13 protein-coding genes are annotated in these 12463 nt (G+C 45.0%); 6 read left to right on the top strand and 7 right to left on the bottom strand.

The window, feature by feature from the left end; genetic code table 11:
- Positions 1 to 210: hypothetical protein (locus QUA03_RS26800; protein WP_333216480.1), on the top strand; the 210-nt coding region annotated here is incomplete at its 5' end.
- A 95-nt stretch (positions 211 to 305) separates the two neighbouring features.
- On the opposite strand, the gene QUA03_RS26795 is transcribed toward QUA03_RS26800, so the two are convergent.
- The 3 genes from QUA03_RS26795 to QUA03_RS26785 all read right to left on the bottom strand — a co-directional run bounded on the left by QUA03_RS26795 (position 306) and on the right by QUA03_RS26785 (position 3231).
- Positions 306 to 2516, bottom strand: coding sequence for a peptidase domain-containing ABC transporter (locus QUA03_RS26795; protein WP_333216478.1), 2211 nt, complete (start codon positions 2514 to 2516; stop codon positions 306 to 308).
- Between the two features lie 135 nt (positions 2517 to 2651).
- Positions 2652 to 2834, bottom strand: a complete 183-nt coding sequence (locus tag QUA03_RS26790) for a hypothetical protein (protein WP_333216476.1) — start codon at positions 2832 to 2834, stop codon at positions 2652 to 2654.
- Between the two features lie 169 nt (positions 2835 to 3003).
- Positions 3004 to 3231, bottom strand: a complete 228-nt coding sequence (locus QUA03_RS26785; RefSeq protein ID WP_333216475.1) for a secretion protein HlyD — start codon at positions 3229 to 3231, stop codon at positions 3004 to 3006.
- A gap of 334 nt (positions 3232 to 3565) precedes the next feature.
- Between QUA03_RS26785 and QUA03_RS26780 the strand changes: the two genes are divergently transcribed.
- The 4 genes from QUA03_RS26780 to QUA03_RS26765 all read left to right on the top strand — a co-directional run bounded on the left by QUA03_RS26780 (position 3566) and on the right by QUA03_RS26765 (position 8844).
- A complete protein-coding gene (locus tag QUA03_RS26780; protein ID WP_333216473.1) occupies positions 3566 to 4681 on the top strand; it encodes an HlyD family efflux transporter periplasmic adaptor subunit in 1116 nt (371 codons plus the stop codon).
- A gap of 176 nt (positions 4682 to 4857) precedes the next feature.
- Positions 4858 to 5868 carry a tryptophan--tRNA ligase gene (trpS, locus tag QUA03_RS26775; protein ID WP_333216471.1) on the top strand — a complete coding sequence of 337 codons (1011 nt, stop codon included), beginning with the start codon at positions 4858 to 4860 and terminating at the stop codon, positions 5866 to 5868.
- A 162-nt stretch (positions 5869 to 6030) separates the two neighbouring features.
- Positions 6031 to 6921, top strand: coding sequence for a methylenetetrahydrofolate reductase (locus QUA03_RS26770; protein WP_333216469.1), 891 nt, complete (start codon positions 6031 to 6033; stop codon positions 6919 to 6921).
- A 258-nt stretch (positions 6922 to 7179) separates the two neighbouring features.
- Complete coding sequence (locus QUA03_RS26765; RefSeq protein ID WP_333216467.1) at positions 7180 to 8844, top strand: mucoidy inhibitor MuiA family protein; 1665 nt, start codon at positions 7180 to 7182, stop codon at positions 8842 to 8844.
- A 91-nt stretch (positions 8845 to 8935) separates the two neighbouring features.
- On the opposite strand, the gene QUA03_RS26760 is transcribed toward QUA03_RS26765, so the two are convergent.
- From QUA03_RS26760 to QUA03_RS26750, 3 genes are all read right to left on the bottom strand, one after another.
- Positions 8936 to 9427, bottom strand: a complete 492-nt coding sequence (locus QUA03_RS26760) for a YajQ family cyclic di-GMP-binding protein (protein WP_333216466.1) — start codon at positions 9425 to 9427, stop codon at positions 8936 to 8938.
- Positions 9428 to 9616: 189 nt separating this feature from the next.
- Positions 9617 to 10033: an MAPEG family protein gene (locus QUA03_RS26755; protein ID WP_333216482.1), complete on the bottom strand. Its 417-nt coding sequence runs from the start codon at positions 10031 to 10033 to the stop codon at positions 9617 to 9619.
- A gap of 15 nt (positions 10034 to 10048) precedes the next feature.
- Positions 10049 to 10552 (bottom strand): DNA recombination-mediator protein A, encoded by a 504-nt coding sequence (locus tag QUA03_RS26750; RefSeq protein ID WP_190744281.1) that lies wholly within the window; start codon positions 10550 to 10552, stop codon positions 10049 to 10051.
- Positions 10553 to 10580: 28 nt separating this feature from the next.
- On the opposite strand from QUA03_RS26750, the gene QUA03_RS26745 reads away from it, so the two are divergent.
- Positions 10581 to 10745: a hypothetical protein gene (locus tag QUA03_RS26745; protein WP_333216464.1), complete on the top strand. Its 165-nt coding sequence runs from the start codon at positions 10581 to 10583 to the stop codon at positions 10743 to 10745.
- A gap of 85 nt (positions 10746 to 10830) precedes the next feature.
- Here QUA03_RS26745 and QUA03_RS26740 read toward each other — a convergent pair whose 3' ends face one another.
- A complete protein-coding gene (locus QUA03_RS26740; protein ID WP_333216462.1) occupies positions 10831 to 11928 on the bottom strand; it encodes a phosphotransacetylase family protein in 1098 nt (365 codons plus the stop codon).
- Between the last annotated feature and the right edge of the window lie 535 nt (positions 11929 to 12463).

The raw sequence follows: 12463 nt of genomic DNA, 5'->3' as shown, positions 1-12463 counted from the left end.
GTCGCTCATGTTTCTGGGTCAAAAAAGCTTTATGATGTGATATTACCACGAACTGTTACTATTTTGGAGATGTCTAAAGCATCCAGGATACAAGCCCCCGGATTCATTCCGAAAGCAGACTCAGGACCCAGAAATAAAAAACTTGTCTCCGATGAAACTTGCCCCCCGAATTTATCCGTGGGGTCAATGCTTCAATTTTTTAATCTTTAATCTTTAATCTAAAATCGATTGACTCGGTGTCGAACCGCGCAGCCGGGTGTTGTTTGTGTCGCGACAGATTTCAACCTGTCGTTTTATTAACTCGTTCAAGGATGCAAAAACTCTAAATGGTCTCCTGGAATCGATCGCAATTTTGCAGCCGAGCCTTGCAGTTTCAATCGGCCGCGTTCTAACATGATAATCCAATCGGCGCGATCGATCACTCGCGGTCTGTGACTGATAAAAATCGTCGTTTTCCCGTGCCGGTACATCAACAAATTTTCTAAGACTTCCGCTTCGCTTGCGGGGTCAAGCCCTGCGGTAGATTCGTCTAAAATCAATACGGGAGGGTTGTTGAGAATTGCGCGGGCGATCGCCAATCTTTGTCTTTGTCCGCCAGAAATATTCGCTCCAAACTCGCCTAAAACAGTTTGATATTTATCAGGCAATTGGCTGATAAATTCATCCGCCCCCGCAATTTTGCAAACTTTAACAATCTGTTCAAAGCTGATATCTGGACTGCCCAAACGAAAATTTTCGAGAATCGAACGGCTCCAAAAATGCGCTTCTTGAGGAACCAATACTACCTGCTGTCTGAGACTGTCTAGAGACAAATCCTGCAAGTTGTAGCCGCCAATTCTAATATTACCAGATTGCAGCGGGTACAGACCAGAAATTACTTTTGCTAGCGTACTTTTTCCGCAGCCGGAATTGCCGATTAAAGCAATTGCTTGACCGCCGGGAAATGTGACAGAAAAATTTTCCAGCAAGTCAAGTCTACCGGGGTAGTGAAAATTAACACTCTTGCAAACAATACCGTCGCGGTCTTGAATAGTTACAAAAGGTTTATTCGTATCGTCTTTAGTTTCCGGTTCAGCATCGATAACTTCCGACAGCCGTTGAGTAGCTGTCTGCACGCGAGTGATCTCATCAGTAAATCCTACTAGCGAATTTACCCAAGTAGTAACGTTTTGATTCATGCTAATAAACGCTAGCAACTGACCGATGCTCAATACCTTGTCAATCACCAAACCGCTACCAAGCCACAGCAGAGTAATGCTGCCAGCAGAGGCAACAAAACCAGAAAATATATTGTTGAGAATGCCAATTTGTGTAGTGCGAAAAGTGAGCTTTGCTAAGCGACCGAAGCGGGTTTGAAATTCTTCCCAAAGTTGCTGACCGCTGCTAGTAGTTTTGACAGTCAGCGCGCCTTTAAAAGTTTCTACTAAAACGCCTTGAGTTTCTGCTTCCAGTACAAATAAACTGCGCGTTTTTTGCTGCAACACGGGCAGAAATACCACTGTAGAGGCAGTCATTAAGAGAGCTATAGCTGTAGCTGCTAAAGTCAGCTCTTTGCTGTAAAATAACATAAAAATAAAAGAAACTACAGCTATAAAAAATTGACTAGGCAAGCTGATAGCGACTTGAGAAACTAATTTATTTATTTCTTGGATATCTTGTAATCTACTGACGATTTCGCCACTGCGTCTGGTTTCGTAAAAGCTCAAAGGCAATCGCAGGAATTTGCGCGCAAATTCCATCACCAATCCCAATTCTAAGCGCTGGGAAAACTGAGCAATTAAGTTCGACTCTACCAATCCTAAACTGCTGCTAAAAAGGTTCATAACTATAACTGCGATCGCCACACTCGCCAGGAGTTGTCTGTCGCCCCGCACCAGGATGTCGTCGGTGAGCAGTTGAACGAGAAAAGGCGAAGAAATCGACAGCAAACCCAACACCACATTCAGCAAAAATGCTTCCATTAAAATCGGGCGATAAATCCCAATCCGGCGCATCCATTTTTGTAAGGAATTGGCGGGCGGTTGGCCCTCTGCGGCTGCAAAAAAACGCTCAGCATCGGGTTCTACTAGCAAGCACAGCCAATCTGTCCAACCTGCTGCTAATTCTTCTTTGGAAACATAGCGCATACCAACAGCCGGATCGCCGATCGCATATTTGTCGCCCTGCTTTCCGTACAAAACAACCCAGTGATAACCGCTCCAGTGAATAATTGCCGGTAAAGGCGCTTCCTCAATTTGGTCTAAAATAGCAGCCGCGGTTCGCACGGATCGAGCATTAAAGCCGATCGCCTCAGCACCTTGTTTCAAGCCCAGCAGAGTCGTCCCTTTTTGACCGGTGCCCGCACATTCTCGCAAGCGGCTAATAGTAAAATTTTGTCCGTAAAATTTCGCGATCGAAGCCAAACAAGCCACCCCGCAATCTTCTTCGCTCTGCTGGAGAACAACCTGATATTTCTTAAACCTGTTAACTTGTCCGAATAATGGCATTTTGCCGATCAAAGGGATGTTCTTTAACATTTTGCAAAATGAATAATGGTAGAGCATAAAGAAGATTACTCATCACCAACTACCCAATCAGCAAAAAGCACCCATAAAGTTATGGGTGCTTTCTCGATTCCACAGTTATAGATCTGAATTGACTAGCACTAAAATTTAGTAGTAGGCGTAGCGGACTACTCTTCTGTATGAACCGTCGCAATTCCGGCGGTACACGACCCAACTGCGCCGCTGCCGGTGAGAATTGTATTGATTGGCATAATAGTGACCGCCGTTGACGCTAGCTGATTCTTCAGGGGTGAGTTCAGCAAACAGTGAATTGTCCTTTGCTTCTTTCATGATTTGACTCCGTTTAACTTAATAAAATTGAAGGGAAACTAGAAATATTATTTAATTTCTAGATTCTTGTGTAAATACTGAGTAATACTTCTTGTAGTCCTGTACGACATCCGGAATACTACGGATAAATTTTCAAAATTCACTTTATCGCACAACTTGACTCAGCTATCTAAACCACTAGGGTTTTGTAACCGCGCTCGCGGCTCGGATCGTACAGATAAAGCTGGCTAGGCTGCGGCAGGAAAAACAGCATAGTGAGACCCTCGCGGCTGCTGTTATCCGTCTTGCTGTTGCTTTTAGCACCGCTAACACCGCTGGTAATGTTGCCACCGTTGACAGTAGCAGATTCTCCATCGGTTACTTCGATGAAGAGTGAAGCTGGTTGATTTTTTGACATAAATAACTCCTATTAATACCTATGTACTTACTTACTACCTACGCATACAGGAAAAACCCGGTAACAGTGCCAAAACTCATGGCGGAAACGCCGTATTTTAAGGACTGTAGCCCGCTGGCTTCACTCCTTTTCATATTTGGCGAAGTTTGTGGGTGGGAACGGCAAAGCTGTGCGGATTTTTACCTTTACCCTGTGAATTTTGATTTAGACTTCTAAACCGGTACTTGGTTTCCGGAAAGCTGATCATAAAAGTGACAAAACAAATCAGCGATTTCTCCCTCGTCTCCAACTCAAAACTCCAAACTCCAAACTATACCCCTCTCCCCCAGCCGCCATGTCTCTGACTCCCGAAGCCACACCCGCTGAAACCTTTGATAACGACCAGTTTTTGCCCCCTGTCAGCCGCTGGACGACTTTGGGTGGCATTTTGATGGTGGCGACCTTTGGCGGGGTGATTGCCCTCGCTAGCGTCACCAAATACAGCGCTACAGTCAAAGCAGACGCGATCGTCCGTCCAGCCGGAGAAGTGCGCGTCGTGCAAGCCGCCACCGAAGGAACCGTCGAAAGCATTGCTGTCAGCGAGAATCAGACAGTAAAAGAAGGAGATGCGATCGCAGTTGTAGATTCTTCGCGTTTGGGCGCTCAACAACAGCAGTTACAAGAAATCATTAATCAGTCTCAAACAGCAGCACAGCAAATCAACCAGCAACTGCGCGACTTAGAAAACCAAATTTTGGCCAGCGCTCAATTTAAAAGCATCGAAAGTGAAAGTTCCGCCCAACAGGAATTAATCGAATCCGCTTTAGTTAAATTCGCCACATCGCTGCCGGATGTCGCCGAGAGACTGGGCCGAAGTCGGCGGGTTTTGCTCGTCAAGCGATCGTCCATTCAACAACAATTAATTCAAGCTAAAAAAGAACTCAATCAAATTGAGTTAAAACTAGAAAATAGCGTGATCCGCACGCCCACGGATGGTACAATTCTCAGATTGGAAGTACGAAATACTGGTCAAACCGTACAAGCCGGCAGTGCGATCGCCCAAATCGTCCCCAGCGACGTACCCCTGGTAGTCAAAGCCAAAGTGACATCCCAAGACATCGCCCGCATCCAAATCGGCCAACCCGTACAGATCAGGATTTCGGCTTTGCCTTTCCCCGATTACGGCACATTAAAAGGAACCGTCAGCGAAATCGCCCCAGATGCGATCGCCCCTCAAAATCCCACTAATAATTTAGGTACAGCTTATTACGAAGTGGCAATTAAGCCTGAACAAACTTATTTAACAAAACTCAAATCCACCAACGGTCAATTCTTCGGAAACTCCCCGGCTAATGTGCCCCGCCAGTATTTGATTCAATCGGGAATGGAAGGCAGAGCCGATATTATTACGGGCGAAGAAACTGTTCTGACATTTATTTTGCGGAAAGCAAGGTTGCTGACAGATTGGTAATTGGTCAGTTGTCAGTTGTTAGTTGTCAGTTGTCAGCAGTTAACAGTCAGCAGTCAACAGTCAACAGTCAGCAGTCAGCAGTCAACACTCAACAGTCAACCGCCAGAAAATTAGAGGCTCTGAAATTGAAATAACGTGTCAATATAGAAATGTGAGTTCAATTCTATTCTTTCCTCATGGGCAAACAGCGCGTTCTTTCTGGAGTTCAGCCAACCGGCAATCTTCACCTCGGCAATTATCTCGGTGCCATTCGCAACTGGGTAGAAAATCAAAGTCAGTACGAAAATTACTTCTGCGTAGTCGATTTGCACGCAATTACCGCACCGCACAATCCAGCAACTCTCGCCTCCGACACTTACACGATCGCCGCACTGTATTTAGCTTGCGGCATCGACTTAGAATATTCTACTATTTTCGTGCAATCCCACGTCTCGGCGCACACAGAACTAGCATGGCTGCTCAACTGTATTACGCCGATTAACTGGCTCGAAGATATGATTCAGTTTAAAGAAAAAGCAATTAAACAAGGTGAAAATGTCAATGCAGGCTTGCTAAATTATCCCGTGTTAATGGCAGCAGACATTTTGCTTTACGATGCCGACAAAGTGCCAGTGGGAGAAGACCAAAAACAGCATTTGGAACTCACCCGCGATATTGTCATCAGATTAAATCACCAATTCGGCACATCCGAAAAGCCAGTATTGAAACTTCCAGAACCGTTAATTCGGCCTGACGGTGCGAGGGTGATGAGTTTGACAGATGGCACGCGCAAAATGTCGAAATCTGACCCTTCCGAACAAAGTCGAATTAATTTATTGGATTCGCCAGATGCGATCGCCAAAAAAATCAAGCGCTGCAAAACCGATGCCGTGCGGGGTTTGACATTTGACGACCCCGATCGCCCCGAAGCTAGAAATTTGCTGACACTTTATCTCCTACTTTCCGGCAAATCTAAGGAAGAAGTAGCAGCGGAGTGTGAAAACATGGGTTGGGGAGATTTTAAACCCTTGCTGACAGAGACGACAATTAATGCCCTCAAACCAATTCAGGATAAATACAAGGAAATAATGGACGATCCGGGATATTTAGAGTCTGTACTACGTCGCGGAAGAGAACAAGCAGAAGCTATTGCGAATCAAACTCTAACTAAGGTTAAAACAGCTTTCGGTTATTCTCTGCCTAATTAGTCTTCCTTCTTCCTTCTTTTTACTCTGAACAAATCATGCAAAGCGTAGCCGAAGGGAAGTAAGTCGAAGGGTTTTGTTCCTTCACCCTCAGAAGGAACCCTCGATAATTAATCCGTGTATCCGTGTCAAAATCAGTGTCGTGTCTTCTTCCTTGGAATAACTATGAACCGTTTTCGCACAGCCTGCACCACCCCCGGAGAATTTATAATTACCGCCGAAGTTGCCCCACCAAAAGGCGGCGACATAACTCACACGATTCAAATGGCTGAACGCCTCAAAAACAGAGTTCACGCCATTAATGTCACAGACGGAAGTCGCGCAGTGTTGCGAATGTGTCCCCTAGCAGTTTCGGCGATTTTAGTGCAGCACGGAATTGAGCCAATTTGTCAAGTTGCTTGTCGCGATCGCAATCAAATTGGTCTGCAAGCTGATCTCATGGGAGCCCACGCTTTAGGCATACGCAATATATTAGCACTTACAGGTGATCCCGTCAAAGCGGGCGACCATCCTAAAGCAAAAAGTGTATTCGACTTTGAATCAGTACGACTGTTACAAGTCATTCAAAAAATGAACGGCGGCTTAGACTGGAATGACAAACCTTTAACAGACGGATTTACTGATTTATTTGTCGGTGCTGCCGTCGATCCGCAATGCCCCAGTTGGTCTGGTTTGCAAAGTCGATTTGAGAAAAAAGTAGAGGCTGGAGCACAGTTTTTTCAGAGTCAATTAATTACCGATTTTGAAGTTTTGGATAAGTTTATGCACCACGTTGCTGCAGGCTGCAACAAGCCAGTTTTAGCAGGAATATTTTTGTTTAAATCAGCTAAAAATGCTGAATTTATTAAAAAATACGTGCCGGGAGTTCACATCCCACAAGAGACGATCGATCGTTTAGCAAAATCTCCAGAACCATTGCAGGAAGGCATAAAAATTGCTGCCGAACAAGTCAAGCTAGCGCGGCAGATTTGTCAAGGAGTTCACATGATGGCCGTCAAACGAGAAGATTTAATTCCTCAAATTTTGGATTTGGCAGGAATCGAGCCACTGAGCTAAAATTAACCCACGGGGCGGGTTTTATCAACTATTAATGCCTAACATTAACGATCTCATAAACCTGCCCACCCCCGCGCTAGCATTTTGAACATCAAACTGTAGGGGCAGGTTTGACCAACTATCAATGTATAAAACTAATGATCTCGTAAACCCGGCCTCCCCCGTTGTAGATAATCCAATAACTTCTGAGTTTGATTAATAAACTACTTTGCAAAATGCACGATCGACTAAACGGTTATTAAATAGGAGCAACTAACAATGACTGACTCAGAAATACTTAATTCTGATACCATTAAAACACTAAATACTAGCATATCCAAAGTTACAGTTTACACCGATCGCGCTTTGGTGACGCGCCGCGGTACGGTATCTCTGATGGGAAACGAGCAAGAATTGGCGATCGCCTCTGTACCCGCAACTCTCGAAACAGAGTCAGTCAGGGCCACGGGTGCGGGTACAGTTGCAGTGCGATTGCTGGGAGTGCGAACCGAAACAGTATTTAGCACCGAACCAGTGGGCGATCGCACTGCCGAATTAACCCAACAAATTCAAGAGTTACAAACCCAAAGACGGGGAATTAACGACAAAATAACCGCCCGGAAAATTCAACTCAAATTTGTGGAAGGTTTGAGCGAAAAAAGCGTTGGTTTCTTTTCCAGTGGCATCGCCAAACAGCAGGTAGGTTTAAACGACACTGGCGAATTGCTCAACTTTTTAGGAACTAATTACCTAAAATATGTAAGTGCGATCGCCCAACACGAAAAACAGCAGCAAGAATTAGACAATCAAATAGAAGCTTTACGGCAGCAGTTGTGGCAAGTACAAAGTCCCGATTCCCAGCAAAGTTTTAACATCATTGTCGCCATCGAACCAAGTGGCAGCGGCAATTTTGAACTAGAAGTTTCCTATGTAGTAAGGCGAGCAAATTGGACTCCCCTTTACGACTTGCGAGTCAACACTACCAACAACCAAATTAATCTCAATTACCTAGCCGAAGTCAATCAAAATACAGGGGAAGATTGGACGGGAGTAGCGCTGACTTTATCCACAGCTAAACCCGGAATGGGAACTTTGCCACCAAAACTCCAACCCTGGTTTATCGATATTGTTCACCCAAGATCAGCTCGATCCCGACAAATTTTGATGAAACCCACCCGAGCGACTGCGGGAGCAGAAATGGAAAGAGACTATATGGAATTAGAGATGGAAACCGAGGCACAATTTGCAATGATGGCTGGGGACGGTGCTGCTGCCGCACCCGAATCCATAGCAGCTCAAACCGCGATCGCACAAGTATCGATAGAAGGCGGCACTGTGTCATTTCAAGTAGGCGGAAATACCAACATTCCCAGCGACGGCACGCCGCACAAAGTCACTATTTTCAGCGAAAATTATCCGTTTAAACCTGAATATATAGCCGTCCCGCGATTAGTCAGTTTTGCCTATTTGCAAGCAGTTGTTGTAAATCCGCTGACAGGTGCAACTCTTCTGCCCGGTAAAGCAAATATCTTTCGCGATAACACTTTTGTCGGCAGTGTGCAGTTAGAAAATGTTTCCCCCGGCCAAGAATATAAAGTTAATTTAGGAATTGATGAACGGTTAAAAATAGAGCGGGAGTTAGTGGAAAGACAAGTAGATAAAAAACTGATCGGCCAGCAGCGGCGCATGAGTTACGCTTATCGCTTAAATGTGACTAACTTGCAGCAGGTGCAGGTACACCTGACACTAAAAGAGCAATTGCCAGTCAGCCGCAATGAACAAATTAAAGTGCGATCTACTCTCACTAATCCGAAGATAGTAGCAGGTGAAATGGGGCTGCTAGAATGGATAATGTCTCTGCCGCCGCAAGCAAAGCAAGAGTTATATTACCAGTTTGTGGTCGAACATCCTCCCGACTTAACAGTCACGGGTTTAGATATTTAATATTAAGTCGATAAAAACTTGTTTGAAGTCAGGACTTTAGTCCTGATTCGTCACCACGTATGAGGACTGAAGCCCATAGAAACTATCCAATTTAGCGGTAATTTGTAAACTGCAAAGCCACGGGATAATCTTCTTGCTTCAAGCGTTGAATTACCAACTGTAAATCATCCTTATCCTTAGCAGAAACGCGCACTGCATCACCTTGAATCGAGCCTTGAATCTTTTTAAACTCATCTCGAATTAATTTAGTAATTTTCTTGGCAATTTCCTGGTCAATCCCTTTTTTCAGTTTGATTTCTTGGCGTACTCTAGTACCACTAGCAGCTTCAATTTTCCCATAATCAAAAATTTTCAGAGACAAATTGCGCTTGGCGGCTTTAGTTTGCAAAACAGTGTGAATTGCATCGAGAGTAAATTCGCTGTCGGTATTGACAGTAATTGCTTCAGCGCCCAATTCTACAGTGGTTTTGGTATCTTTCAAGTCGTAGCGGCTTTGAATTTCTCGCGTTGTTTGGTCAACAGCATTGACTAATTCTTGGCGATCGAAATCGCTGACAATATCAAAGGAATAACTAGCAGCCATAAATTAGTAATTTGTAATGGGTAATAGGGAATTGGGCATTGGGCATTGGGCATTGGGCATTGGGCATTGGGCATTGGTAATTGGTAATTGGCCAAACACGGCATTAGCCAAACACGGCATTGGGCATTAACAACTAACCAATAACTAATAACCAATAACCAATAACCAATAACCAATAACTACTGACAATTAGCTATTAACAGTCATCAAACTGAAATAGAATAAAGAAACAGTGCAAGAAGAACTAATCGCAAACATGAGCGATCGCCCCAGCGGCACATTCAGAATATAGAAAACCGAAAACAACAACCGGGCGATCGTAAAAGCGATCGCAGCCCAACCTGCCGGTTCCGAATCTACCCCCGTCACAAAAGCCATCAAAGCCGCGGCTGAAAACAGCATAAACGTCTCAAACGAATTTTGGTGAGCCCAAGTTGCCCGTTGAGCGTAAGCAGGCAACCTCTCAAACATAGCGCGGGGGGCTGCTTGATCGTAGCCTAGCTGCAAGCGGGCGACGGCAACCACCAAAAACGGTGCGTAAACCAGCGCAGCCGCAGCAGCAATACAATCAAGCAGAATAACCGACACAGGCAATCCCAACAGCATCATCCGCCTCGCAGTTCAATCAAAATAGAACAGAGTAACTACCTTGCGCTGTTCCTCCGCATCCTGGCAAGTTTTCAGCAAAGTGTGGCTTTCGTGAAAAGCAAAACAGATCAGTTGCTGGCAGCGAGAAATAATCTCCTGATTGCACATGGCGCTTGCTTCCGGGAGAGACAAGCTATCATTTTTGGGATTTTCTACCAAATGTATCACTTGTTCGAGTTGGTCGCGAGACTCCCGGGGCTGGCGACTCATACTTTGTGGCAAAATCACCGTCAGCAGATTAGGATCTGCTCGCATTGCCCCCCGAATTGCGGCTGAATTGGTGCCTGTAGCGCCAGAAGTGATGAGCTGATTGCCTCCCAGAACTATGGCGTAGCTCAGCATCTCAATTAGCTGCTGGTGGGTAATAGGAACGTGGCGAGAACCCAAAAGAGCAATCCGCTTGGAGCCGGTTTGCTGGATCGCCGCAAGTTCTTGTAAAAAATCATCTACTCTGGGTAGCTCAATTGATTGACTCAAAGAATTTATTAAATTAAATAAAACTACGTTGTGGATTTTAGCAGACTCACTAGCCATTGCCGCCAAAAAGAAGTTAAGAATTGCTGATTTACCAGATCAGACTAGAGGAGCGGCTGATTTGAGGAAGCCAGAAGGCAGAATGTCTCAAGACATTCGGCAGCCGGAGTTCAAGGTAGAATTCAAGAAAAATTGAGAATTTAAGAATTTTAGCTTTTTATTTATTTAAACAAAAAATTCTCTCTGCTGAATACCTTCTTCCCTCAGCTCCGGCTCTCTTATTAATGGACTCGATCGCTCAGGCCCAAGGATGCCATCATGCCATCAAGATCAAAATGTTCTGCCATTAGCTGAGTAACGCATTCCACCTTGATCGGTTCGTGCAGGCGCACGCTGCCAAAGGTGCTGTCGATAATTTCCACCGTGGTTAAGGTATCCAAATCAACAGACAAAACCGGAATTTCCATTTCTTCTGCCCTGCCAATCACCAGGGGAGAAGGAGGCAAGTGGCCTGTCAAAATTAAGCACTGAGTCGAGCTTTCCAGAGCCGCTAGCTGAATGTCCGTGCGATCGCCCCCCGTCACCACCGCCATATTTCTCGCTTTGCGGAAATACTTCAGAGCAGAACTAACATTCATCGCGCCAATTGTCAAGGTTTCCACCATCAAGTCCAAACGGTCTTTACGGCAGAGCACATCAGCTTTCAATTGGTGCACCAATTCTTTGACGCTGACACTTCGCAGCAAAGCACTTCTCGGCAACATTCCCAAAACTGGAATACCCGCAGCCTCCAGAAAAGGCCGCACAGTCGCCGTTACGGATTCGAGTTTGTCCGAGGGAACGTCATTGAGTACCACCCCCAGCAACCGCGAACCCAAACGCTGTTTAGCCGACAGCAAATCGTCTACATACAGATCGATCGGGCGGGCTACCAACAACACAGAGGCATCAACTGCCTCAGCGACTTGAACCAAAGACAAGTCAAACAGACTGCCTTCCTCCAAATTAGCTGGGCCTTCTAACAGCACCAAGTCTCCGCTGGGAGCTTGCAAATATTGTGCTAAAGACTGGCGGTAATCTGTCTTGTCTTCTCCCCGCAAACGCTTGTGAACCGTCTCTTCATCCAAATACAGCAGTGTTGACGGCATCTGACTTTCTGAGAGCTTCAGCGTCTCTACCGCGAACCGCACGTCTTCCTCCTCGATCCCAGCTCCTGGCGAGCTGAAACAGGTTCCCAGAGGTTTGCCGTAGGCGACGGCCAGCCCCTTGTCCCGGAGTCCGAGTGCCATCCCCAGGGCGATGGCAGACTTGCCACTGTAAGCTTTTGTGGAACCGATCAGCAAATATTTAGTCAATTTGGGTACGCCTTCAATCCTCAATTTGCACCTGTCTATTTCAATAAATTTAGTTTTTCAACAGTATTTCTGAACTGCGACTCAATTTAGCAATACTACATTATACTCGATTTTGTCGCTTTTGCGCCGATCATTTTTTTGATTGAAACTTTTATTCACCTGTTGGCAACCCTTTTCTTCGCCTTTTTTTTCACATTGTTTGTGAAACTTGGGGTTTTCTTATATTTTTTATACGCCGCTTTTGACAATTATTCATATACCGTGATTGCTTTAATAACCGTTTTTTCTTCGTGACAATTTTCCTAAAATATTATTGCTTAGTTTAGACCTGGAAATCGAGCAGTTAAAAACAAAAACAACACAGTATAAATATTGATAAAAAACTTTGATCCCGGCAAAAGGCTTGTCAGGAGAATTAACGGCATATTTCTATTGATAAAATACAGGTATTCCGTAGGTAGAAAGCACGGTCTGTGTCCTAAAGACATCTCCAAAAACAATTAAAGCCTTTGTGTAACTAGGCTGTATGACGTAAATGCAATCATCCTAAATTAGCGAC

The sequence above is a fragment of the Microcoleus sp. S36b_A4 genome, from assembly GCF_036700645.1.
Lineage (GTDB): Bacteria > Cyanobacteriota > Cyanobacteriia > Cyanobacteriales > Microcoleaceae > Microcoleus.
The sequence above is the reverse complement of the archived record's forward strand: the minus strand, read 5'-3'. Positions and strand labels throughout refer to the sequence as shown.

What these genes read in the sequence shown, in the direction of transcription:
- QUA03_RS26795 (WP_333216478.1), bottom strand. Translation starts at nt 2,516, where the DNA reads ATGTTAAAGAACATCCCTTTGATCGGCAAAATGCCATTATTCGGACAA.
- QUA03_RS26790 (WP_333216476.1), bottom strand. Translation starts at nt 2,834, where the DNA reads ATGAAAGAAGCAAAGGACAATTCACTGTTTGCTGAACTCACCCCTGAA.
- QUA03_RS26785 (WP_333216475.1), bottom strand. Translation starts at nt 3,231, where the DNA reads ATGTCAAAAAATCAACCAGCTTCACTCTTCATCGAAGTAACCGATGGA.
- QUA03_RS26780 (WP_333216473.1), top strand. Translation starts at nt 3,566, where the DNA reads ATGTCTCTGACTCCCGAAGCCACACCCGCTGAAACCTTTGATAACGAC.
- trpS (WP_333216471.1), top strand. Translation starts at nt 4,858, where the DNA reads ATGGGCAAACAGCGCGTTCTTTCTGGAGTTCAGCCAACCGGCAATCTT.
- QUA03_RS26770 (WP_333216469.1), top strand. Translation starts at nt 6,031, where the DNA reads ATGAACCGTTTTCGCACAGCCTGCACCACCCCCGGAGAATTTATAATT.
- QUA03_RS26765 (WP_333216467.1), top strand. Translation starts at nt 7,180, where the DNA reads ATGACTGACTCAGAAATACTTAATTCTGATACCATTAAAACACTAAAT.
- QUA03_RS26760 (WP_333216466.1), bottom strand. Translation starts at nt 9,427, where the DNA reads ATGGCTGCTAGTTATTCCTTTGATATTGTCAGCGATTTCGATCGCCAA.
- QUA03_RS26755 (WP_333216482.1), bottom strand. Translation starts at nt 10,033, where the DNA reads ATGCTGTTGGGATTGCCTGTGTCGGTTATTCTGCTTGATTGTATTGCT.